Below are 21,985 nucleotides of genomic sequence, written 5' to 3'. Positions count from 1 at the left end.
ACGTCGGCGCGGTCTGCACAAAGCCGCTCGTCGGCTCCGGAATCCCCTGCTACCGGCGGGGATCACCATACCGAGTCGTGCCGTTCGCCTGCGCGGCACGCACAGCCGGGGCTGCGGTGCATCCGTGCCGTGTCGGCTTACATGGAGGGAAGCCCATGAACTCGACGCACTCAACTCCGAACCGCCTCCGCATGTCGGTGGCCGCGCTGACGCTCGCGTTGGTCGCCCTGCTGGTGGCGGCCTGTACCGGGTCGGTCGCCGGCCCCGACGGGACCACCACCGGCAGCGAGACCGCGTCACCGTTCGATCCGACCACCACGGCGGCCCCTGATCCGGCCGGACCGCTGGTGGCCTACCGGGCGGCCGACGAGATCGGTCTGGTCGACGGGACCCGCATCGTCGCGACGGTGGAGGGGGCGTTCCCGACGTCGAACGACCTGATCACCACCGAGGACGGGCGCTACGTCTTCGCCCGCACCGCCGACAACCAGCTCGCCACCCTCGATGTCGAAGCGCGGCGCGGCACCGTCCGGCCGGTCACGGTCGGGCCCACCCTGGGCACCGCCGGCGACAGTGCGGTGGTGTGGTGGGAGCAGCCCAACCGCTTGATGCGGCTGAACCTCGCCGACCCCGACGCCGTCCCCGAGGTCGCGCAGCTCGTGGAGTTCCCGCCCGTCGCGGGGTTCCCGCCCGGCGAGCCCCGGCTGGTCGTCGCGCGCGGCGGCACCGCCGTGCTGGCCCGCACCGAGGCGCCGCCGTCGCCGTACGGCGGTCCGGACACGCTCTACGCGGTCCGCGGGCCGGGCCCGCCCGTCTCCCTCGGGCAGGCCGAGGCCAACAGCTCAGTGACGGTGGCCCGTCTCAGCTCCGACGGCGCCGAGCTGGCCTTCGCGGTCTACCGGGCCACCGACGAGGGGTGCGGCACCGCGGCGGTGGTCCAGTCCAAGGCCGACGGCACCCAGGAGACGTTCGACGTCGCGGGCGCCGACCCTGCCGCCGGGTCCCGCGTGACGCGGTTGTGGTGGCCGACCGAGGGACTGCCCAAGCTGAGCCTGTCGACCTGGCGGTGCGGCGAGCCGCAGACCGACCCGCCGCTGGTGTGGCAGGTCGCCGACGGTCACATCGCGCAGCTCACCCCGCCGACGTCGGCGCTGCAGACAGCAGAGATCGCGCCCGGTCAACGCGCGCTGCTGTTGCCCGAAGTCGGCCGCTACGGCGCACCGGACGGCACGCTGGTCTTCGAGGACGGGGATCGGCGGTTCCCGATCCGCGAGGATGTCGACGGAATCGCCGTGCTGTCGCAGTCTCCGTAGTCTGGGTGGGGTGACTGTCGCACTCGACCACCGCTTCGCCGGTGAGCTGCCCGAGCTGGCGGTGAGCTGGAAAGCCGAGGAAGCTCCCGAGCCGACGCTGCTGGTGCTCAACGAGACGCTGGCCAGCGAGCTGGGCCTGGACCCGCAGTGGTTGCGCAGTCCCGACGGCGTCGGTCTGCTCGTCGGTGCCGCCCTGCCCGCCGACGCGGCCCCGGTCGCCCAGGCCTACGCCGGACACCAGTTCGGCGGGTTCGTGCCGCGCCTCGGTGACGGCCGGGCCCTGCTGCTCGGCGAACTCACCGACACCGACGGCCGGTTGCGCGACCTGCACCTGAAGGGTTCGGGGCGCACCCCGTTCGCCCGGGGCGGGGACGGTCTGGCCGCGGTGGGGCCGATGCTGCGCGAATACCTGATCAGCGAGGCGATGCACGCTCTCGGCGTGCCGACCAGCCGCGCGCTGGCGGTGGTCGCGACCGGGCGGCCGGTCTACCGGGAGACCATTCTGCCCGGAGCTGTGCTGGCCCGGGTCGCCGACAGCCACCTGCGGGTCGGCAGTTTCCAGTACGCGGCGCTGGTGGCGCAGTCCACCGAGAACCCCGAGGTGCTGCGCCGGCTGGCCGACCACGCGATCGCTCGGCACCATCCGGCCGCCGCCGACGCCCGCAATCCGTATCTGGCGCTGCTGGACGCGGTGATCGCGGTGCAGGCGCAGCTGGTGGCGCAGTGGATGCTGGTCGGGTTCATCCACGGCGTCATGAACACCGACAACATGACGATCTCCGGGCAGACCATCGACTACGGACCGTGCGCGTTCCTGGAGGCGTTCGACCCGGCCACGGTGTACAGCTCGATCGACAGCTGGGGCCGGTACTCGTACGGCAACCAGCCGGCGGTGGCGGTGTGGAACCTGGCCCGCCTGGCCGAAACCCTGCTGCCCCTCATCGACGACGACACCGATGCGGCCATCCGGCAGGCCGAGGCCCACCTGGGCGCGTTCCAGATGCACTACGAGAACCACTGGTCGGCCGGGATGCGGGCCAAGCTCGGTGTGCCCGATGCGCCGGTCCCGGTCACCGAGCCGCTGATCACCGATCTGCTCGAGCAGATGCAGCAGAGCCAGGTCGACCACACGGCGTTCTACCGCCGGCTGGGGACCGCCGCGGGCGGCGAATCGGGCACCGCTGCGGGCGGGGACGCGGAACCGGTGCGCGGCGAGTTCATCGATCTCGCCCGGTTCGACGACTGGTTAACCCGCTGGCGGGCGCTGGATCCCGACCCCGCGGTGATGGACCGGGTCAACCCGGTCTACATCCCGCGCAACCACCTCGTCGAGGAGGCGTTGACCGCCGCCACCGAGGGCGACCTCGAACCGTTCACGCAGCTGCTGTCGGTGGTCACCGAGCCCTACACCGAACGGCCGGGTCTGCAGCGCTTCGCCGAGCCCGGCGACAAGGAGTTCACGGCCGGTTTCCGGACCTTCTGTGGGACCTGACCGTCGCGGGTAACGTGACACAGTGGCCACCAAACGTCTCGGTCTGCAGGATCTGCTGTTCATCTACGGCGAGACGCCGAGCTCGAAGATGCACGTGGCCGGTCTCCTGGAGTTCACTCCGCCCGCGGACGCGCCGGCGAACTTCCTGAGGGAGACGATCGCGCAGGCCCGCGACCAGGAAGTCGTGGCGCCGTGGAACCAGAAACTGGCCCACCCGCGCCTGCAGTTCAGTCCCCTACACAGCTGGGTGACCGACGAGCACTTCGACTTCGACTACCACGTCCGACGTTCGGCGCTGGCCAGCCCCGGCGATCAGCGTGAACTCGGCATCCTGGTGTCGCGGCTGCACAGCAACCACCTGGACCTGACCCGACCGCCGTGGGAGCTGCACGTCATCGAGGGCCTCGAGGACGGCCGGTTCGCGCTGTACATGAAGATCCACCACGCCCTGGTCGACGGCTACAGCGCCATGCGCATCCTGGCGCGCAGCCTCTCGCGGGATCCCGACGCCCGCGACACCCGGTTCTTCTTCACCACACCGCCGGAACCGCGCCGACCCCGAACGCCGCGTCCACAGGCGTCGAACCCGCTGGAGTCGGCGGTACGGTCGCTGGGCGAGGTCGGTAATGCGGTCACGTCCGGCGTGGGGGCGGCGGCCGGGCTGACCTCGGCGCTGGTGAACACGCAGCTACGGCGCGACGGGGAACGCGCGCTGATCGCCGGTTCGGCCTCGGCACCGCACAGCATCCTCAACGCCCGCATCAGCCGTAACCGTCGTTTCGCGACCCAGCAGTACGAGTTCGACCGCCTCAAGAAGCTCAGTTCACGGCACGGCGCCACGCTCAACGACGTCGCGCTGGCCATCCTCGGTGGTGGGCTGCGCAGCTTCCTGGGCGAGATGGACGCGTTGCCGGACCGCTCGTTGGTGGCGTTCTTGCCCGTCAACGTGCGTCCGCAGGGCGACGAAGGCGGCGGCAACTCGGTCGGCGCGATCCTGGCGCCGATGGGCACCGACATCGCCGACCCCGTCGAGCGGCTCGAGGCGATCACCGCGGCAACCGCCGCCGCCAAAGGGGAGCTGCAGAAGATGTCCTCGGCGGCGATCATCGCCTACAGCGCGGCGCTGCTGGCACCGGCCGGCGCCCAGATCGCGGGGGCTCTGACGGGGATCGAACCGCCGTGGCCGTACACGTTCAACCTGTGTGTGTCCAATGTGCCCGGCCCACGAGAGCCGTTGTACTTCAACGGGGCTCGCCTCGACGCCACGTTCCCGGTGTCGATCCCGATCCACGGCATGGCGCTGAACATCACGCTGCAGAGCTACGCCGACACCATCAACTTCGGCTTCGTGGGATGCCGTGACCGACTGCCCAGTCTTCAACGCCTGGCCGTCTACACCGGTGAGGCGCTCGACGCCCTGGAGAGCGCCTCCACGCGCTGAAGCGGCTACCGTCGACGTCGTGCTCGCCGATTCTCGACCCACCGCCGCATTGCCCAACGGATTGACCGTGGAGGCGGCCCGCGCCGAAGCCGCACGCGCGTACGAACTGGACCGCGCCCACGTCTTCCACTCCTGGTCGGCTCAGGAGGAGATCTCGCCGATGACGCTGGTCGCGGCGCAGGGCTGCCATGTGTGGGACGGCGACGGCAACCGCCTCCTGGACTTCTCGTCGATGCTGGTGAACACCAACATCGGCCACCAGCACCCGAAGGTGGTGGCCGCCATCGCCGAGCAGGCCGCGAAGTTGTGCACGGTCGCGCCGCAGCACGCCAACGCCGCCCGGTCGGAAGCCGCGCGCCTGGTCGCCGAACGCACCCCGGGTGAGCTGAACCGGATCTTCTTCACCAACGGCGGCGCCGACGCCGTCGAGCACGCCGTGCGGATGGCGCGGCTGCACACCGGCCGCCACAAGGTGCTGTCCCGGTATCGCTCCTACCACGGGGGCACCGAGACCGCGATCAACCTGACCGGCGACCCGCGCCGCTGGCCGAACGACCTGGGCACGTCCGGGGTCGTGCACTTCTTCGGGCCGTTCCTGTACCGCACGCAGTTCCACGCCGCCACCGCCGAGCAGGAGAGCGAACGCGCCCTGGCCCACCTGCACGAGGTCATCCGCATGGAGGGCCCGTCGACCATCGCGGCGATCATCCTGGAACCGATTCCCGGCACCGCGGGGATCATGGTGCCGCCGCCGGGATACCTCGCCGGTGTGCGGCAACTGTGCGACGAGTACGGCATCGTGTTCATCGCCGACGAGGTGATGGCCGGGTTCGGGCGCACCGGAAAGTGGTTCTCCATCGACCATTTCGACGTGGTCCCGGATCTGTTGACCTTCGCCAAGGGTGTCAACTCCGGCTACGTCCCGCTCGGTGGGGTGGCGATCGGACCGCAGATCGCCGCCACCTTCGCCCACCGCGCGTACCCCGGCGGACTGACCTACTCCGGGCACCCGTTGGCCACCGCGGCGGCGGTGGCCACCATCAACGCGATGGCCGAGGAGGGCATCGTCGACAACGCGGCCCGTATCGGCGACGAGGTCCTCGGTCCGGGCCTGCGCGAGCTGGCCACCCGGCATCCCAGCGTGGGTGAGGTGCGCGGCGCCGGGGTGTTCTGGGCCGTGGAGCTGGTGGCCGACCGGCAGACGCGCGAGCCATTGGCTCCATACGGAAGTTCCAGTGCGGCAATGAATTCCGTGATCGCCGAGTGTAAACGGCTGGGCCTCTTGCCTTTCGCCAACTACAACCGCATCCATGTGGTGCCGCCGTGCGTGATCACCGACGAGCTGGCCCGCGAGGGCCTGGCGATCCTCGACCGCGCGTTGGCGGTCGCCGACGAGGCGGTCACCGGTTAGTCGAGTTCTCCGGTGATGTTGCGTTCCAACACCGCGCGCGCACGCTCGGGCAACACCAGCAGCCCGTCGAGTTCGCGCCGCGCCAGCCGGTAGGCCCGCTCCCGCTCCTGCGGCGTGGCCGCCGTGTCGCCGGCGGTGCGCAGCAGCCGTTGGGCGCGGGTCAGCCGCTGCTGCTCGTCGGCGCTGTACCCGGTGTGGCGCCGGCGGATCGCCTCGGCTTCGGCGATGTCGAAGGCGGTGACGTACTCACTGACCGCGTCGAGGTACTCCTGCCGGGCGTCGCGGTCGGCGACGAGATCGTCGGGGTGGGCGGGCCGGTGGAAGTCGGCGCGCAGCTTGGCCCGGTGGAACCGTTCGGTGCGCGGGTCGCGCATGTCGGTCATCAACGGGTACTCCAGCAGCGTCGCGACGTCGAGTTCGTAATCCAGCCAACGGGTGTCGGTGCGGTCGTGGGTCTCGACCGCGCGCGCGACCGCCCGGCGCTGCGCCGCGGTGGGGTCAGCCGGCGCCGGGGCGTCCATCTGCGCCGGTGCGGAGCGCCGGACCGCCACGATGCCCCGCCACGTCGCATAGGCCACACCGACCAGCGGCACCAGCAGCAACAGCAGCTCGAGCAGCCGGAACACCAACCCCATGAGGCCAGGATGCCACCGCTCGCGCGCCGCCGACCCGAACCGTGCGGACCGGAAAATTACTTAGCAATCGCAATCAATGTGTTTCGTTCCGTGACCACCGGGCAACAGAACTGTCATGCGACACAAGACATCAAAACTCGGAACATTTGGATCCCTGGTCTTTGCGGGCGCCGCGGCGACTGCGATCGCAACCGCGCCCATGACCTTCGCCCAGCCGGCTCCGCCGCCGTGCTTCAACCCTGACGGCACCCCCTGTGCGGTCAACGGCACCGCCGGTCCCGGCGGCGTCACTGGTGGTGTGCCCGGCGGTCCCGCCGGCACTGCCGGACCCGACGGCGCAGCCGGCGCCATCCCGGGCGGACCTGCCGGTGAGGCCGGTCCCGGCGGCGCCAGCGGCGTCATCCCCGGTGGACCGGGCGGTGCGGCCGGACCTGACGGCGCCACCGGCGCCATTCCCGGTGGGCCTTCCGGCACCGCCGGCCCCGGCGGCGCCAGCGGCAGCCTGAGCCCGGGCGGTATCGGCGGCTCGGCCGGCCCCGACGGCGCGTCGGGCTGCATCCCCGGTGTGGGCTGCGCCTCGATCCCCGCACCGTAATCCCTGACCGGTAGTCCCAACCCCCGACCGACCACGCAGAAGCCGGGCCCGACCTGTTCGGGTCCGGCTTTTGCCGTGCGTCTGCCGGCTCGGGCTAACCTGTGCGCGACAAGGAGGTCAGCATGGGTACGCCTGCCACGACGAGCCGTCTGCTCATCAAGAACGTCCGGATCTTCGACGGTCTGACACCACGGCTGACCGACGGCCACGTGCTGATCGAGGGCCCGACGATCACGGCGGTCGAGACCTCGCCGATCGCGGAGACTCCCGAGACCACCGTCATCGACGGCGGCGGACGCACGTTGATGCCCGGGATGAGCGACGCCCACGTCCATCTGGTCGGCATGGCCAACACGCTGCTCGACCTCGCGATGGGCACGCAGACCCTGCTGGCGGCACGCACCCTGGCGCGCGCGAAAGACACACTGCTGCGTGGCTTCACCACCGTCCGCGACATGGCCGGCGACACCGCCGGCATCAAGAAGGTCATCGACGAGCAACCCGAACTCGGTCCACGCATCTACCCCAGCCAGGCCGCGGTGTCCCAGACCGCCGGGCACGGCGACTTCGGATTCGTCTACGAGACGCCCACGGCGCTGGGCGGCGCCGAGTCCCGCGCCGAGCAGATCGGTTTCATGCGCGTGGCCGACGGACCCGACCGGGTGACCGCCGCGGTCCGCCAGCAGCTCAAAGCCGGTGCGGCGCAGATCAAGTTGATGGTCGGTGGTGGGGCGGCGTCGCTGTACGACCCGCTCTACACCGTGCAGTTCACCCCCGCCGAGCTGCGGGCCGCCGTGGATGCCGCCCGCGATTACGGCACCTACGTCGCCACCCACGTCTACAACGTCGCCGGCATCCGTCGCGCCGTGGAAGCCGGCGTCGCGTCCATCGAGCACGGTCACCTCGCCGACGAGGACACCATCGCGATGCTCGCCGAGCGCGGCGTCTGGCTGTCCACCCAGCCGTTCGCCGAACACGACCACAGCTTCCTCAACCCCGACAGCGCCGAGAAGAACCGCGAGATCTGCGCCGGCACCGACCAGCTGTACCGGTGGGCCACCAAGCACGGCGTGAAGGTCGCGTGGGGCACCGACCTGCTGTTCGAGCCGGAGCGGGACGACGTTCAGTCCACGATGCTGGTGCGGCTCGGCGAGTACATGTCCACGTTCGACGCGCTGCGGATGGTGACGTCCGGCAACGCCGAGTTGTTCCGGCTCTCCGGTCCACGTGATCCGTACCGGGCGGCGCGTCTCGGCGAGGTCACCCGCGGTGCGTGGGCTGATGTGCTGCTCGTCGACGGCGACCCGACGACCGATCTCGCGCTGCTCGGTGACCCGGCGACCAACCTCGCAGTGATCGTCAAGGACGGGCACGTCGTCAAGAACCGGTTGACCTGACCGGTCTGGGTAGGCTGGCCCCCCGTGCAGGCCATTCCCGTGATCGCGCTGACCGGCCACCTGGGCGCCGGCAAGACCACCCTGCTCAACCACGTGCTGCGCAGTCCCGGTGCCCGAATCGGCGTGGTGATCAACGACTTCGGTGAGCTCAACGTCGACGCGGCCCTGGTCACCGGGCAGGTCGACGAGCCGGCGTCGATCGCGGGCGGCTGCATCTGCTGCCTGCCCGACGAAGGCGGCCTCGACCTCGCGCTGGAACGGCTGGCCGACCCGAAACTCCGCCTCGACGCGATCATCGTCGAGGCCAGCGGCCTGGCCGACCCGGTGGCGATCGCGCGGATCATCCGCTTCTCCGGGGTCGAACGGATCCGGCCCGGCGGAGTGGTCGACGTGCTCGACGCGGTCCGGCATTTCGACACCGTCGACCGCGACGACGCGCCCCCGGCCCGGTACCGCGCGAGCTCGCTGGTCGTGGTCAACAAGCTCGACCAGGTCGCCGAAGCCGACCGGGCCGGCGTGCTGCAACGCATCGAGGACCGCATCCGGGAGAGCAACCCGCAGGTGCGGGTGGTCGGCACGGTGGCCGGCCGCGTCGACCCGTCGCTGCTCTACGACGTCGCCGGCGGCGAGGAGACCGGGCAGCTCAGTTTCCGCGAATTGCTCTACGACAGCCCGGATTCCACCGAACACCACCACCACACCCACGCCGAATCGGTCACGGTGGTCACCGACGGCTGCGTCGATCCCGACCCGGTGTTCGACCTGCTCGAAGAACCCCCGGCCGGGGTGTACCGGATGAAGGGGACGATCGCCGTGCGCTACCGCAACGCGGTCCGCCGCTACGTCGTCAACGTGGTCGGTTCCTCGGTGCATGTGGCCACCGCGGCCGGTGCGACGGCAGGCCCCGGCAGCAACCTTGTGGCCATCGGCGTCGGCCTCGACGTCGAGGATGTGCGCGCCCGGATGCGTCGCGCGCTGAGCGAGACCACCGGGGCGGCGCCGGCCGGTGGGATCCGCCGGATTCAGCGGTACCGGCGATTGAGCATCTGATGTTGGCGTAATACTGACACCGTGTCCGAGCGCAACGTGCTGGGCGAGCCGCTGGACCCCTGCGGCACCGACCCGATGACCGGCTTCTTCCGCGACGGGTGCTGCAGCACCGGCCCCGAGGACCAGGGCCTGCACACGATCTGCGGCGTGATGACCGCCGAGTTCCTCGACCATCAGCGCAGCATCGGCAACGACCTGTCGACCCCGATGCCGGTGTACCGCTTCCCCGGGCTGGTGCCCGGCGATCGGTGGTGCGTCACGGCCCGCAACTGGCTGCGCGCCCACCAGGACGGCCGGGCCTGTCCGGTGGTGCTGGCATCGACCCACGAACGCACCCTCGACATCGTGCCGTTGGCGGTGCTGCAGCAGTACGCCGTCGACGTTCCGGATGACCTGACCGGCCTCTGATGCGTATGATCTTGAAATCCGCTCCCCAGGAGACGAGGCAGCCATGACGCGCACACGACGGCCTATCCGGGCGCTGCTGTTGACCGCCGCGGTGCTGGCGCTGCCGGGCTGTCAGTTCTCGCTGTCCGCGGGCGGGCTGGACTACGACAAGCTCGAAACCGCGATCAGCGACGAGCTCAACCGCACCTACGAATCGGTGTCGCAACGGGTGTCGTCGCTGGACTGTCCGCGCAACGAGCCCCCACCGGGCAAGGGCGACAAGCTGACCTGCACCGCGCAAGTGGGCGACCAGCAGGTGCGGGTGGAGGCGACGGTCACCGACGACGACTACAACGTCGACTTCGTGACGCTGGACTCGCTCTACGATCTGGCCAACACCTCGGCGGTGCTGTCCGACGAACTCTCCGCTCAGCTCGGGTTCCCGGTCACGGTGACCTGCGGTGAGGGCCTGCGCGCGGTCGCCATCGGCGCCACGCTGGACTGCACCGCCGCCGACGAGTCGGGCACCGAGCGCGTGGTCCGGGTCACCGCGGCCCCGGTCGGTGAGGACGACTCCTGGGAATTGCTCGAATAGCGCTCACCGGCAGGCATTTCGGGGGCCCCGTCCCCACTGACCGGCCGTCGATGCGGTTAGGTGACGGGCATGGGTTTCGTCGTGACGGTGAACACCGCGACCGCCCCGGCCGAACTGGGCCGGCTGCGTTCGGGCATCGACAAGCGACCGAGCGCGCAGCCGCTGATGGTGCGCGCGCCCGGGGACCGGCGCACGGGCCTGGGCAGCGGCGTGGTCGGCGACCACGTCGTCAACCGGCGCTACCACGGTGGTGACGACCAGGCCGTGTACGCCTACGCGCGCGAGGACCTCGACCACTGGGAAACCGAACTGGGCCGGCCGCTGACCAACGGGGTATTCGGGGAGAACCTGACCACCTCCGGTATCCACCTCACCGACTGCGTCATCGGGGAACGGTGGTCGGTCGGGGCGGACGGCGTGGTGCTCGAGGTGACCAGTCCCCGCACACCGTGCCGGACGTTCACCCGATGGCTGGATCTGCCGGGCTGGATGAAGACCTTCACCGCGGCGAACCTGCCCGGCGCCTACTTCCGGGTCCTCGCGCCCGGGTCGGTGCGGGCCGGCGACGCGGTCACGGTGCTCGACCGGCCCGACCACGACATCACCATCGGCACCGTCTTCCGGGCGATGATGACCGAGCCCGCGCTGCTGCCGTCGCTCGTGGTCGCCGAGGCGCTGCCCGAGAAGATCAAGAAGAAGGTCGCGAAAAGGGTTCGGTGACACCGGGTCCGCCCCACTAGTGTGACGACGGTGTCTGAACCCCTGACCGACGAGCAACTGGCCGAGCGTACCCGGCGCGCGAGCCAGGCGGCCCGCGAGGCCGCGACCGCGCTGGGCCTGCGGGTCGAGCGCACGACCGTGCTGCACGACGCGTTCTCCGTCGTGGTGCGCCTGGACCCCGAACCGGTGGTGGCGCGCATCCCCGTGGTGTCGATCTCCGGCTCCGACCCCGACCGGCAACACCGGCGCCAGCAACGGGAACTCGACGTCGCGGCGTGGCTGGCCGACCACGATGTCCCCGTGGTGCGACCGGCGAGTGGGGTGCCTCGAACTCCGGTACGCCACAACGGGTTTGCGATGACATTCTGGGAGCTCGCCGATCTGGCCGACGACCACGCGCCCTATCAGGGCGTGAGCGTGTCCTACAGCGCGCAGCTCCACGCCGGGCTCGCCGCCTACCCCGCGCCGCTGCCGTTCCTCGCGCCGTTCAACCAGGGTGTGCCCGAGCTGCTCGACCGGCTGACCCCGGGCGCGCTGCTGACCGGCCCCGACATCGCCCGTGCGCGCCGGGAGTTCGGCGCGTTGCGCGCCGTGCTGGCCGACGAGACCGGTTTCCGCGCCGCGTTCCCCGGCCTGGCCGTGCAACCGATCCAGGGGGATGCGCCGTCGCACAACGTGATCCGCACCCGGTCGGGAATCGTGTTCGCCGACTTCGAGGATGTCTGTCGCGGACCGGTGGAGTGGGACGTCGCGTTTCTCGGCGCGGAGGCCACCGCCGAGTACGACGCGGCCGCGCAGGCACATGGTCTGCGCCCCCTCGATCCGGGGGTGCTGCACGTGATGGAGCGGGCGCGCCGGTTGCAGTTCCTGGCGTGTGTCGCGCTGGTCGACGAATTACCCTTGCTGGCAACGGGACTGGCCCAAGCCGTGGACGAGTGGCGGGCCCTCGACGAGGGCGCCTGATCAGGTGGGCAGCTGGTAGTCCAGCGGCGGTCCGTCGGGTCCGACCGCGCGCTCGTCGGCGATGGCGGTGGCGACCGGGACACCGTCGTGCATCACGCCGAGCACCAGCACGTGCTGGTGCGGGGCGAACGATGCGGGTGCGGTGGCACCGGGCATCGTGATCCGGGCGGTCTGCGGGGTGATGCGGAACGTCGTCGTCTCGTTGCCGGTGACCGTGGTCAGGCTGTCGTGGGAGACGGCCACGATCTGTCCGCTGCGCTGGAACTGGTGGGCAGTCGTGCCCGAGTCGGCCGCGGCCGGCAACTCCGCGGACGCCGGCGCTACGGCCGGCGCGGCGGCGGGCGGCGCGGACACCACGGCCGGAGCCGGCCGGGCGGCCTCTTCGGACGCCTCGGCCGCCAGCCACCCGGCGAACCCCGCCGAGACCATCGCCGCGGCCATCGCCAGTCGTCCACGGGTCGACACGCCGTCGCCGACGAGGCGATGACGCCCGGTGAGCTGTACAGATGTCATGGCAGATGGTGTTCCTGGTCGGGTTCGGGTCGGACCCCCGACGTCTACCCGGGCACCCGAGCAAACAAACCCTTACAGGGTCATCGCCACGCGAAAACAGGTTGTTCGAGGTCGGCGACCGGATCTGGTCGCCCTTCGAGTCCCAGCCACCTCAGCTGCAACAGGACCGCGCCCGTGGGCGCATGGATCAGGTCGTTGCCGAGCGGGATCTGCACCACCGGTCGTGGGCTCTCCTCGATGCGGATGAAGCGCGGCGAGTCCTCCCGGGTCAGCTGATGCAATCCGACGCGGTACACCGCGACCACCTCCTCCGGCGCGGGCCGGGGGTCCAGCCGGCCGCCACCCCACACCACGACCGGGGTGATCACGTAACCCGACCGGGTCGGGTAGTCGTCGAGCTCACCGAGCACGGCCGAGCCGGGAAGCTCGACGTCGAGCTCCTCGTGCAGCTCCCGCAGCGCGGCGTCGACCGGAGTCTCGCCGGGGTCGAGCCGGCCGCCCGGCAGCGCCCACTGCGCGGAATGGGTCGACAGTCGCGACGCGCGCCGGCACAGGAAGAACGCGGCGCCGCCGGAGACGTTCACCATCCGTCCGTCGAGATCGTCGGGCATCGGGCGGCCGGCGATCCAGTCCTCGACCGGCGCCGGATCCACCCGGTCCTCGCCGACGAGCGAGTCGACCAGCACCACCGCCACGGCTGCGCGTCGCTTGGCCGGGTCGGTGATCGTGCGGCGGCGGTGACCGGACAGCCGCGTCCGGATCCCGTCGCGCAGCGCGTCGTCGTAGTCGATGGGCACCGGGCCAGACTACTGAGCGGGTCCGGCGGGGGTTGGCCGCATCCATACCGGGTAATCGCCGGTCATGACCTCGCTGGCTACCCAGACGACCACCGAGCTCGGCGGACCGCACAGCATCCTGACGCGCCAGAAGCGTGACCACATGGAACTGGACCGCCTGCTGACGGCGCTCGGCACCGCCGCGGGCACCGCGCGCCAGGAACTGCTCACCGAACTGTGCCGGCTGGTGTTTCCGCACGCATTCGCCGAGGAGTCGGTGCTGTGGCCCTTGGCCCGGCGGGTGCTGCCCGACGGTGAAGCCCTGACCCTGCGGGTGGAGCGCGAGCACCAGGAGATCAACGAATTGTTCACCGAGCTCGAGCGCACGGCGCCCGACGACGCGCGCCACCGACGGTTGTGGGACCGCATCGCCGAGCTGCTCCGTGACGACGTCCGCGACGAGGAGGACGATCTGCTGCCCGCGCTGCAGCAGGTGCTGAGCCATCGGCAGCTGATCGCGGCCGGCTGGGCGTGGGAGGCGGTACGCCGGCCCGCACCGACCCGCCCGCACCCCGTCGTCGCGCGCCGCCCACCCGGCAACGTCGCCGCGGCCGCGCCGCTCACGGTGATCGACCGGCTGCGCGACCGGCTCGACCGGACGTCCCGACGGGCCTCGGGCAGGTTCTCTCACGTGGCTGCGCAGGCCTCCGGCGGACTGGCCCGCGCTGCCGGCCTGCTCGAGCATCTCCCGCCGCTGACACGCGGCGAACGACCGGACACCCGAACCACGCGATGACGCCGGCGCGCGGCTACGCGGAGCTGGCCGGGGACTTCGCCGCGCAACTCGACCGTGTCCGCCCGTTGACCTCGCCGCGGTACATCCGCGCGGACTGGGCGGCCCGCAACGCCGAGCTGGAGCGCGGACTGACACCGGTGCCGCCGCCCGATTTCCTGTGGCATCCGGTCATCCGGTTCCAGATGTTCGTCGACGAACAGCTGCTCGCCCACGAGCTGCCGTATGTGCTCGACCACGTCGGCGATGTCGAGCTGCTCTCCGAGGACGCGGTCGGGTGTCCGCCGACCGTCCCGGTGCCGAAAACAGCGGTGCAGACGTCGTCGAACACCGTCCACCAGCTATATCACCTGTTGCGCTACGAGAACACCACCGGCCGGGAGCTCGGTTCCGTCGACACGGTCGTGGAGTGGGGCGGCGGGTTCGGCAGCCTGATGCGGCTGCTGCACCGCCGCCACCGCGGGAATCCGACGGCCGTGCTGATCGACACGCCGGTGTTCTCGGCCCTGCAGTGGTTGTATCTGTCCGCGGTGCTCGGCCCGGAGCAGGTGCTGCTGCACGACCGGGGACCGGTGCGACCGGCGTCGGGACGGGTGAACATCGTTCCGCTGGGCCTGGTCGACGACCTCGAGGTCACCGCGGATCTGTTCATCTCGAACTGGGCGCTCAACGAGAGCACCGCCGCGGCGCAGCGCGACGTCGTGGCCCGCGAGTGGTTCGGCGCGCAGTCGTTGATGCTGGCCATGCACGCCGGCGATCCGTTCGGCGAGGTGGTGCAGTCGTGCGGGGCCCGGGCGGTCCTGGTGGGGTCGTTCCTGCCCGGCCAGCAGTACCTGTTCCGGTAGGCCCGGCCCGGCTCAGTACCTGCCGAGGACCAGCGCGACGTTGTGGCCACCGAAACCCAGGGTGTTGCTCAGCGCGTACCGGTAGTCGCCGGGGCGCGGTTCCCGCGTCACCACGTCGAGGTCGATCTCGGGGTCCAGGGTCACCAGGTTGCGGGTCGGCGGCACGACCCCGTCGCGCAACGCCTGCGCGGTCAGGATCGCCTCGACGGCGCCCGCCGCGCCCATCGAATGCCCCAGCGCCGCCTTCGGTGCCGTGACGGCGGGCCGGTGCCCCCCGAAGACCTGGTTCAGGGCATGCGCCTCGGTGAGATCGCCGACCTTCGTTCCGGCGGCGTGCGCGTTGACGTGGTCGATGTCGTCGGGGGCGACGTCGGCCAACTCCAGCGCCCGGCGCATCGCCGCGGCGGCCAGCTCGCCGGACGAGTCCGGCTCCAGCAGGTCGTGCGCGTCGGCGGTGGTCCCCGCACCGAGCAGACGGGCCAGCGGTTTCGCGCCGCGGGCCAGCGCGTGCTCCTCGGCCTCGATCAGCAGCAACGCGCCGGCTTCCCCGAACACCATGCCGTCGCGGTCCTTGTCGAACGGTCGGCAGGCACCTTCGGGGTCGTCGTTGTTGGTGGACAGCGCGCCCATGTTGTTGAAGGCCACGATCGGCACCGGTTCGATCTTCGACTCCACCCCGCCGCAGATGGCGATGTCGGCTTCACCGAGGGTGATCAGCCGCCACGCCTCGGCGACCGCCGACGCGCCGGACGCGTCTCCGGTGGTCGGCGAGATGACACCCGCCTTGGCCTGGCGGTCCAGCCCGACGGCCGCCGCCGGAGCGTTGGGCATGTGCATCTGCACGGCCAGCGGTGACACCGCGCGCATACCGCGAGACTTGAAGTCCTCGTAGGCCGTCCACAGGTCGCGGGTGCTGCCGTACGCGTGGCTGATCGAGACCAGCAGTCGCCGCGTGTCGACCTCCGGGTTTCCGGCGCTCTCCCACAGCCGACGGTTGAGCACCAGCGACATCTTCTGCAAGTAGGAGTTTCGGCGGTTCTCGACTTTGGTGAGTTCGGCGTCGAAGTCCTCGGTGACGCGACCGCCGATGCGCACCGGCAGCTCGACGTCGCCCGGCAGGTACTCACCGATGTGGCCGATACCGCTCTTCCCGGCCAGCAGAGCCGACCAGGTGTTCTCCGCGTCGGTCGCCAACGACGTCGTGGACGCGACTGCTGTCACAACGACCGCGGGCCGCGCACCGCTGGGTCTGCCCACCTTGGTCCCTCCCTGTGCCTGCTCCTCGATCAGTCCACCACGGAACCTCTCTAATCGGCAGTTTGACACTTCGTCAAGGGATCTCCCAGTGGGCAACGTTGCTGCGTACGGCGACGAGGGTCGGCTTCAGAGCGCTTTCCACCAGCCGACCGGCGTCGACGGCTGGTCCTGCCAACCGCGCGCCGCCGGCGCGGGGTCGCGCCGCAAAGAATGGGTGAGGTGACGCAGATGGCTGCGCATCGCACCGAGGGCACCAGACCACCCGTGTTCGGGAGTGTTCGACCGCGCTACCGTCACGACGCCTCCTCGTGCTGCGGACCGGCCTGCGCGCCGGTCGAGGTCAGCGGGATACCCGAGGTGAGGGCGGTGAAAACGCACGAACCGGTGCGAGCCAGAGGCTCACACCGGTTCGCGGCGGTCGAGGGTCAGCTGATGCCGACGACCTCCTGGGCGATCGCGGCGAGGCGCGTCTGCGCGGCCGAGACGACCCGCTGACGGTTCTTGTGGGCCTCCTCGTAGGCGATGATGACCCGGATGTCAGCGGGGTCGGTCAGTTCCTTGACCGCGTTGCCGGCCTCGGTGACGGTCAACTCGTCGTAGTCGCTGATCGGCAGCTCGTCGGCTTCGAGGATGCCGCTTGCGCCGCGGGCCGCGTGGATCGCGGCGGCAGCGTCCTCGGCGCCCTGCTCGCGGGTGATCCGCTCGGCGGCTTCCAGAGCCGAGTCGCGGGCCCCGGAGAGCGCCTTGGCGGCGATCTCACCGGTGCGCGAGCTGCGGTCGGCGAACTCGCTGAGGGCCGGGCGCACCGAACGCAGGGCCTCGGCCGCACGGTCCGCGCCGCGCGTGGACAGGGTCAGCGGCAGGTTGACGACCTTGATCGCCAGGCCGGCCGCGGCCTGCATCGGGGTCCGGCGCAGTGCCGCCGGGCCACCCAGGGCGTCCTCGGCCAGCACCGTGGTCAGCCACTCGACGGTCGCCGAGTGCGCGGTGATCAGCTTGGTCGCGAGGTCCTCGACCTCGGCGTTCTTGGCGCCGACCGCGAGCGCCTTGAGGTAGCGCGAGCGGTCGAGCAGCTGGCCCTCCAGCGCGAGGTCGCCCAGCAGCGCCTCGTCGAACGGTTCGGCCTGCTCGGTCAGCGCCTTGACCGCCGCAGCCGCGCGGCCCCGGATCGGTCCGAACACGTCGGGGAAGCCGCCCAGGTTGCGGATCGCCTCTTCGATGGCCTCCGCGCGGAGACGCGCGTTCTCGGCGTTCTCCGTGAGCTCCCGCCGGACCGCGTCGGTGCGCGCCTGCGTGACGCGCGTTTCGGCGACCTGGATCTCGGTGTGCGTGAGATCGAGCAGAGTGCGCAACTGCGTGATCAAGGTCGCGGTCTCGTTGGTTCGAGCCTGATCGTTCTTGATGCTGTCGTTCTTGGCCGTAGTGGCCATGTGTTTCACCCCTTCGAAGCGATTAGTCACCAGATTCGGTGAGCACATTTGTCGTCTGCGCCTGCCTAGCGGTTACCCGTCCCGCCGCCGTCTGACGAGCGATATGGCCACATGTGAGATTCCCGGCAAGATGTGTAGGACCACCGCAGAAGTGGGTACCGCGGTGCGGCTCTTCGAAACTGTGTTTGCCTTCGGCACGGTGGGGTACTTAGCCCATCGTGATGCCGACCTTGGTTCAGCCTGCGCTGCCGGAGCCCCGTGGGCCCATTTCGATGTCCGTGGTGGAGCTGCTGGCCGAGCGCGCGCCGCTGCGTTATCTGACCCGGGTGGAGACCTCGCTGGCCGACGCCGACCCCGTCGGCATCGACGTCCAGCTGGCGCTCTACGTCTGCTACGAGCTGCACTACCGCGGCTTCGCCGGTGTCGATCACGGGTGGGAGTGGAATCCGGGTCTGCTGCATCTGCGGGGGCGACTGGAGGAGCTGTTCCTGCGCGAACTGCGCCGCGGCGTCGGCGACATCGACCCCGATGTCAGCGCTCTCGCCGAACTCGACGCCCTGTGCGTCGAACCGGTTCAGGGCAACGGGCCGTCCTATTTCCTGCGCGACGAGGGCACGTGGGAGCAGATGCGCGAGTACTTCGTGCACCGGTCGGTGTACCACCTCAAAGAGGGCGATCCGCATGCCTTCGCGATCCCGCGTCTGACCGGCCAGGCCAAGGCGTCGTTCGTCGCCGTTGAGTTCGACGAGTTCGGCGCGGGGAAGGGTCCCCGACTGCATCAGCAGTTGTTCGCCGACCTGATGGCCGCCGCCGACCTGGACACCACCTATTTGGGCTACCTGAACGCGGTGACCGCCGAATCCCTGGCGTTGGTCAACGTGATGTCGATGTTCGGGCTGCACCGCCGGTGGCGCGGCGCGGCCGTCGGCCACTTCGCCGCCACCGAGGTGACCTCGCCTCCCGGCTCGCGCCGCATGGTGCAGGCGCTGGAGCGGCTGGGCGCCCCCGACGAGTGCGCGGGCTTCTACCGGGAGCATGTCGAGGCCGACGCCGTGCACGAGCAGGTGGTGCGCACCGACGTCGTGGGTGATCTCGTGGCGCGTGAACCGGAACTCAACGCAGACGTCGTGTTCGGGATCCGGGCGTTCGGCCTGCTGGAGGACCGGTTGGCCGAGCACCTGATGAAGTGCTGGGTGGACGGTCAGTCCTCGCTGCGCCGGCCGCTGGACTGATTCGCTGCAGTGTGCCGCGACAAACGCGGGCTGCGCTCAGGCGCCGCCCGCGTTCGCCGTCTGGTCGTGGCTCTCGGTGTCGCTGCGCTGACGGCGACGGTGGCTGGTGTCGCACAGCGGGTAGGTCTTGGACCGGCGGCACGCGCAGATCGCCACCATGAACCGGTCCGACTTCACCGTCGTGCCGTCGGGGAGTTCGACGCACACCGGTCCCTCGACGAGCACCGGCCCGCCCGGCACGACGCGTACCAGGCGGGCAGGTTCGTCGGTCATGGCGCGTCCGCGCGGACCACGACGATCCGCTCGCATCGGGCGCCGGGTGCCAGCAACCCGGACTGGATCAACCACTGCGCCCGGGCGCTCATCACCGGACCGAACGGAATGATCTGCTGGGCAACGACTTCGGCGCGCATACCGTGAGCACGCAACTGGCCCAGGGTCTTCCGGACGTTCGAGCACTCCGAGTGCACGATCAGCATCGTGCCGCCCTCGTCGAGCAGCAGCGGGGCGGCCGCGCACAGCGGGTCGAGCACCAGACGGCCGTCGGCGCCGGCGTTCCAGGCCTGCGCGGGACCCGCGACGGGCGGGATGTCGGAGGTATCGTCGGCCGGGCCCTGCGGCACATACGGCGGGTTGGCCAGGATCACATCGAACGGCCCGAATTCGACTGCGCGGGCCCAGGATCCGCGATGCACCGAGACCTGCGCGCCTGCCGATGCCGCGCTGGCCCGGGCGTGCTGTACCGCCTTCGGACAGATGTCGAACGCCGTAACCTCCGCCGCACCCGCCTGCGCGGCCGCGATGGCGACGACGCCGGAGCCGGTACACAGATCGGCCACCCGGGCACCCGGCGCCAGTCCGGCCTGTTCGAGTGCATCCACGAGCAGGTACGAATCCTCCTGCGGCGGATAGACGTCGACCGGTGTCGCAACGGCGTCGAAATCGGTGTATGCGGTCGTCACGGGTGCTCCTCGCTGAAAGTCTGCGCGACGCCGTCGCGGCGTCGCCCTTCCTTTGTGCCCCGTTCGGTGCAGGTCAAACCCTCGATCGGGGAAAAGCGGGGCGATCGACGACGTTTGTCACCGGACCGGACGGGAAACCGAAGAGCGACAACCGAGGTGAAAGGAACTTCTGATGGCCATCTGCGATACGTGCGGCAACGACTACGACAAGGCGTTCACCGTCACGTGGCACGACGGCCGGGAGGCCACGTTCGACAGCGTCGAGTGCGCCGCGGTGCAGCTGGCTCCCGAATGCCGGCACTGCGGCTGCCGGATTCTCGGCCACGGCATCGAGACCGACGAGGGCATCTTCTGCTGCGCCCACTGCGCGCGCAAGGACACCAACGCCGACGTCAACGACCGCTATCCGGTGCCCGCCGGCGCTTGACCGTCAGAGGCGCTCGACGGCGTAGCGGGCACCCTCGACGGCCTGGCCGTTGAACGGGTAGAGCGAGTGCGCGAGGGTCGGCCCGCCGTCGGGGACGCCCGAGCAGATCGTGTCGCCGGCCGCGCACACCTGCAGGGTCTTGCCGGCGTAGGCGGACCCGACGGTGATCTCGGGTGCCTCGTACCGTGCCAGGAACGGACCCGACGGCGCGCCGAACAGGACCACCGCCGCAACGTGATCGGCGACCTCCGCGGGCATGGGAGGCGGAACCATGTCGGCCCAGCGGGTCGTCGGCGCGGAATCGGAGGTCGCGAAGCCGGTCACCGCCGGCCCTGCGAGAAGCCCCCGAGGATCATCCGGGTGTCCGGACAGGCCGCAGCCATCGCCTGCACGTGCTCGGTGGTGTCGCGGATCCCGTCGATCACCGTGCGGGCGAACTCGTCGCGCGCCGAGAAGTTGTCCGCGGCAGGATAATTCACCGCGTACACCCCGACGCTGCGGGGCGCCGCCTCGGTGCGGACCGCGTCGACGAACGCCTGGCCCACCCCGCCCACACCGGGCGCCTCGTTGGTGCCGCGGGCGAACACCACCTCGACGTCAGGGCAGGGCTGTTGCGCACTCGCGCTCGGCGCTGCCACCGTCATCAGTGCCGCGCACACGCCGAACACCACCGCGGTGGCGGTACGCGCCGTCTTCCGGTCTGTCATCGACTGCTCCTCTTCGCATCCGGCGCGCACCGAACGCGCAGCACTCGAAATACCCGGCGGGCCATCGCCCAAACGGCGCACCCCGGCAGCGCGAGACCCCGGCGGGGTTCGGCTACGGTGCAACGATGTCCAACGTTTCGCCCGACGACCGCATCGAAGACGTTGCCCCCGGAGACCTCATCGCCGTCGACCGCGGTTCCGGCCCGCGCACCTGCAAGGTGGTGCACATCGACCGCGTGGACTCAGCGGGTGCCGAGGCGCCCGCCTTCCGGGTCACCTTCGAAGACGAGAACGCCGAGACGTTCCAGCTCGACCTGGAACCCGGCACCCGGGTGACCCGGTCCCTGGAGTCCAAGTGGGAGTCCACGCAGAGCCCGACCCCGAACACCGACGGTTAGCGTCGGCGAGGTTCGATCGGAGCGCAGCGGGTAACCGGCAGCGGAGCCTCGAACGGTCCCTCGATGGGCCGACGGAAAGGAGCCGCCATGCCGAACGAACTGCAGGGCCGCAAGATCGCCTTTCTCGCCGCCGACGGCGTCGAGAAGGTGGAACTGGAACAACCTCGGGAGGCCGTCCGAAATGCCGGCGGTCAGGTCGAACTGCTGTCGGTGAATTCCGGTGAGATCGACGCCCGCAACCACGATCTCGAACCGGCGGGCACCTTCGCCGTCGACCGCGAGGTCAAGGACGCCCGGGTCGACGAGTTCAACGGTCTCGTGGTTCCCGGCGGCACCGTCAACGGCGACAAGCTGCGTCTCGACGAGTCGGCGGTGTCGTTCGTCCGCGACTTCGTCAACTCCGGCAAGCCCGTCGCGGCGATCTGCCACGGACCGTGGGTGCTGGTGGAGGCCGACGTCGTCCGGGACCGCACGGTGACGTCCTATCCCAGCCTGCGCACCGATCTGCGCAACGCCGGCGCCACGGTGGTCGACCAGCAGGTGTGCATCGACGGCAACCTGATCACCAGCCGCTCCCCGAAGGACCTTCCGGCGTTCTGCCAGGCGATCACCGATCAGTTCGGCAACACCCCGGCGCACACCTGAG

At 70.5% G+C, this 21,985-nt stretch carries 25 protein-coding genes and 1 pseudogene; 17 read left to right on the top strand and 9 right to left on the bottom strand.

Going from position 1 to position 21,985, the window contains the following annotated elements; genetic code table 11:
• Positions 1 to 155: 155 nt before the first annotated feature.
• Genes ACAG25_RS05440 through ACAG25_RS05425 form a run of 4 tightly spaced genes read left to right on the top strand, consistent with a single transcriptional unit; the run spans position 156 to position 5,657 of the window.
• Positions 156 to 1,313, top strand: a complete 1,158-nt coding sequence (locus tag ACAG25_RS05440) for a hypothetical protein (protein ID WP_370487272.1) — start codon at positions 156 to 158, stop codon at positions 1,311 to 1,313.
• The gene (locus ACAG25_RS05435) at positions 1,276 to 2,805 is read left to right on the top strand and encodes a YdiU family protein (protein ID WP_370487271.1); all 1,530 of its coding nucleotides are present in this window, start codon (positions 1,276 to 1,278) and stop codon (positions 2,803 to 2,805) included. Before ACAG25_RS05440 ends, ACAG25_RS05435 begins: the two co-directional genes overlap by 38 nt.
• Positions 2,806 to 2,827: 22 nt before the next feature.
• A complete protein-coding gene (locus ACAG25_RS05430) occupies positions 2,828 to 4,246 on the top strand; it encodes a wax ester/triacylglycerol synthase family O-acyltransferase (RefSeq protein ID WP_370487270.1) in 1,419 nt (472 codons plus the stop codon).
• A 19-nt stretch (positions 4,247 to 4,265) separates the two neighbouring features.
• Positions 4,266 to 5,657 carry an aspartate aminotransferase family protein gene (locus tag ACAG25_RS05425; RefSeq protein ID WP_370487269.1) on the top strand — a complete coding sequence of 464 codons (1,392 nt, stop codon included), beginning with the start codon at positions 4,266 to 4,268 and terminating at the stop codon, positions 5,655 to 5,657.
• On the opposite strand, the gene ACAG25_RS05420 is transcribed toward ACAG25_RS05425, so the two are convergent.
• Entirely contained in the window at positions 5,654 to 6,292 is a 639-nt protein-coding gene (locus ACAG25_RS05420; RefSeq protein WP_370487268.1) for a hypothetical protein, read from the bottom strand. The genes ACAG25_RS05425 and ACAG25_RS05420 overlap by 4 nt on opposite strands.
• Before the next feature lie 115 nt (positions 6,293 to 6,407).
• Here ACAG25_RS05420 and ACAG25_RS05415 point away from each other — a divergent pair, with 115 nt between their 5' ends.
• From ACAG25_RS05415 to ACAG25_RS05385, 7 genes are all read left to right on the top strand, one after another.
• Positions 6,408 to 6,887, top strand: a complete 480-nt coding sequence (locus ACAG25_RS05415) for a hypothetical protein (protein ID WP_370487267.1) — start codon at positions 6,408 to 6,410, stop codon at positions 6,885 to 6,887.
• 122 nt (positions 6,888 to 7,009) lie between these two features.
• The gene (locus tag ACAG25_RS05410) at positions 7,010 to 8,284 is read left to right on the top strand and encodes an amidohydrolase family protein (RefSeq protein WP_370487266.1); all 1,275 of its coding nucleotides are present in this window, start codon (positions 7,010 to 7,012) and stop codon (positions 8,282 to 8,284) included.
• Positions 8,285 to 8,308: 24 nt separating this feature from the next.
• A complete protein-coding gene (locus ACAG25_RS05405) occupies positions 8,309 to 9,334 on the top strand; it encodes a GTP-binding protein (protein ID WP_370487265.1) in 1,026 nt (341 codons plus the stop codon).
• 21 nt (positions 9,335 to 9,355) lie between these two features.
• Positions 9,356 to 9,742 carry a DUF2237 family protein gene (locus tag ACAG25_RS05400; protein WP_370487264.1) on the top strand — a complete coding sequence of 129 codons (387 nt, stop codon included), beginning with the start codon at positions 9,356 to 9,358 and terminating at the stop codon, positions 9,740 to 9,742.
• A 43-nt stretch (positions 9,743 to 9,785) separates the two neighbouring features.
• On the top strand, positions 9,786 to 10,316 hold the full coding sequence (locus ACAG25_RS05395) for a DUF4333 domain-containing protein (protein ID WP_370487263.1): 531 nt from the start codon (positions 9,786 to 9,788) through the stop codon (positions 10,314 to 10,316).
• Positions 10,317 to 10,385: 69 nt separating this feature from the next.
• A complete protein-coding gene (locus tag ACAG25_RS05390; protein ID WP_370487262.1) occupies positions 10,386 to 11,036 on the top strand; it encodes an MOSC domain-containing protein in 651 nt (216 codons plus the stop codon).
• A 30-nt stretch (positions 11,037 to 11,066) separates the two neighbouring features.
• Complete coding sequence (locus tag ACAG25_RS05385; RefSeq protein WP_370487261.1) at positions 11,067 to 11,999, top strand: phosphotransferase; 933 nt, start codon at positions 11,067 to 11,069, stop codon at positions 11,997 to 11,999.
• On the opposite strand, the gene ACAG25_RS05380 is transcribed toward ACAG25_RS05385, so the two are convergent.
• Together ACAG25_RS05380 and ACAG25_RS05375 are read right to left on the bottom strand one after the other, a co-directional pair.
• Positions 12,000 to 12,512, bottom strand: coding sequence for a hypothetical protein (locus ACAG25_RS05380; RefSeq protein WP_370487259.1), 513 nt, complete (start codon positions 12,510 to 12,512; stop codon positions 12,000 to 12,002).
• 80 nt (positions 12,513 to 12,592) lie between these two features.
• Complete coding sequence (locus ACAG25_RS05375; RefSeq protein ID WP_370487258.1) at positions 12,593 to 13,309, bottom strand: CoA pyrophosphatase; 717 nt, start codon at positions 13,307 to 13,309, stop codon at positions 12,593 to 12,595.
• Between the two features lie 64 nt (positions 13,310 to 13,373).
• Between ACAG25_RS05375 and ACAG25_RS05370 the strand changes: the two genes are divergently transcribed.
• The gene (locus ACAG25_RS05370) at positions 13,374 to 14,084 is read left to right on the top strand and encodes a hemerythrin domain-containing protein (RefSeq protein ID WP_370487257.1); all 711 of its coding nucleotides are present in this window, start codon (positions 13,374 to 13,376) and stop codon (positions 14,082 to 14,084) included.
• A complete protein-coding gene (locus ACAG25_RS05365) occupies positions 14,081 to 14,926 on the top strand; it encodes a hypothetical protein (RefSeq protein ID WP_370487255.1) in 846 nt (281 codons plus the stop codon). The genes ACAG25_RS05370 and ACAG25_RS05365 overlap by 4 nt, the downstream gene beginning before the upstream one ends.
• A gap of 12 nt (positions 14,927 to 14,938) precedes the next feature.
• On the opposite strand, the gene ACAG25_RS05360 is transcribed toward ACAG25_RS05365, so the two are convergent.
• The 3 genes from ACAG25_RS05360 to ACAG25_RS05350 all read right to left on the bottom strand — a co-directional run bounded on the left by ACAG25_RS05360 (position 14,939) and on the right by ACAG25_RS05350 (position 17,613).
• Entirely contained in the window at positions 14,939 to 16,183 is a 1,245-nt protein-coding gene (locus tag ACAG25_RS05360) for a KasA/KasB family beta-ketoacyl-ACP synthase (RefSeq protein ID WP_370487254.1), read from the bottom strand.
• Positions 16,184 to 16,309: 126 nt separating this feature from the next.
• Positions 16,310 to 16,480 (bottom strand): hypothetical protein, encoded by a 171-nt coding sequence (locus tag ACAG25_RS05355; protein WP_370487253.1) that lies wholly within the window; start codon positions 16,478 to 16,480, stop codon positions 16,310 to 16,312.
• Positions 16,481 to 16,608: 128 nt separating this feature from the next.
• The gene (locus ACAG25_RS05350) at positions 16,609 to 17,613 is read right to left on the bottom strand and encodes a ferritin-like domain-containing protein (RefSeq protein ID WP_370487252.1); all 1,005 of its coding nucleotides are present in this window, start codon (positions 17,611 to 17,613) and stop codon (positions 16,609 to 16,611) included.
• A gap of 221 nt (positions 17,614 to 17,834) precedes the next feature.
• On the opposite strand from ACAG25_RS05350, the gene ACAG25_RS05345 reads away from it, so the two are divergent.
• Entirely contained in the window at positions 17,835 to 18,845 is a 1,011-nt protein-coding gene (locus ACAG25_RS05345) for an iron-containing redox enzyme family protein (protein WP_370487251.1), read from the top strand.
• A gap of 36 nt (positions 18,846 to 18,881) precedes the next feature.
• Here the strand turns inward: ACAG25_RS05345 and ACAG25_RS05340 are convergent, their stop codons facing one another.
• Positions 18,882 to 19,118 carry a CDGSH iron-sulfur domain-containing protein gene (locus ACAG25_RS05340; protein ID WP_370487250.1) on the bottom strand — a complete coding sequence of 79 codons (237 nt, stop codon included), beginning with the start codon at positions 19,116 to 19,118 and terminating at the stop codon, positions 18,882 to 18,884.
• Positions 19,115 to 19,807, bottom strand: coding sequence for a HemK2/MTQ2 family protein methyltransferase (locus ACAG25_RS05335; protein ID WP_370487249.1), 693 nt, complete (start codon positions 19,805 to 19,807; stop codon positions 19,115 to 19,117). The genes ACAG25_RS05340 and ACAG25_RS05335 overlap by 4 nt, the downstream gene beginning before the upstream one ends.
• A gap of 172 nt (positions 19,808 to 19,979) precedes the next feature.
• Here ACAG25_RS05335 and ACAG25_RS05330 point away from each other — a divergent pair, with 172 nt between their 5' ends.
• Positions 19,980 to 20,234, top strand: a complete 255-nt coding sequence (locus ACAG25_RS05330; RefSeq protein ID WP_370487248.1) for a hypothetical protein — start codon at positions 19,980 to 19,982, stop codon at positions 20,232 to 20,234.
• 3 nt (positions 20,235 to 20,237) lie between these two features.
• Here the strand turns inward: ACAG25_RS05330 and ACAG25_RS05325 are convergent.
• A pseudogene (locus ACAG25_RS05325) lies at positions 20,238 to 20,941 on the bottom strand (cutinase family protein).
• 125 nt (positions 20,942 to 21,066) lie between these two features.
• Here ACAG25_RS05325 and ACAG25_RS05320 point away from each other — a divergent pair.
• Together ACAG25_RS05320 and ACAG25_RS05315 are read left to right on the top strand one after the other, a co-directional pair.
• Positions 21,067 to 21,339, top strand: a complete 273-nt coding sequence (locus ACAG25_RS05320; protein WP_370487247.1) for a hypothetical protein — start codon at positions 21,067 to 21,069, stop codon at positions 21,337 to 21,339.
• Positions 21,340 to 21,426: 87 nt separating this feature from the next.
• On the top strand, positions 21,427 to 21,984 hold the full coding sequence (locus tag ACAG25_RS05315) for a type 1 glutamine amidotransferase domain-containing protein (protein ID WP_370487246.1): 558 nt from the start codon (positions 21,427 to 21,429) through the stop codon (positions 21,982 to 21,984).
• Position 21,985: the final 1 nt, after the last annotated feature.

The organism is Mycobacterium sp. pV006, assembly GCF_041287115.1.
Taxonomy (GTDB): Bacteria; Actinomycetota; Actinomycetes; order Mycobacteriales; family Mycobacteriaceae; genus Mycobacterium.
Note: the sequence above shows the minus strand (reverse complement) of the source record. Positions and strands in the feature narration are given on the sequence as shown.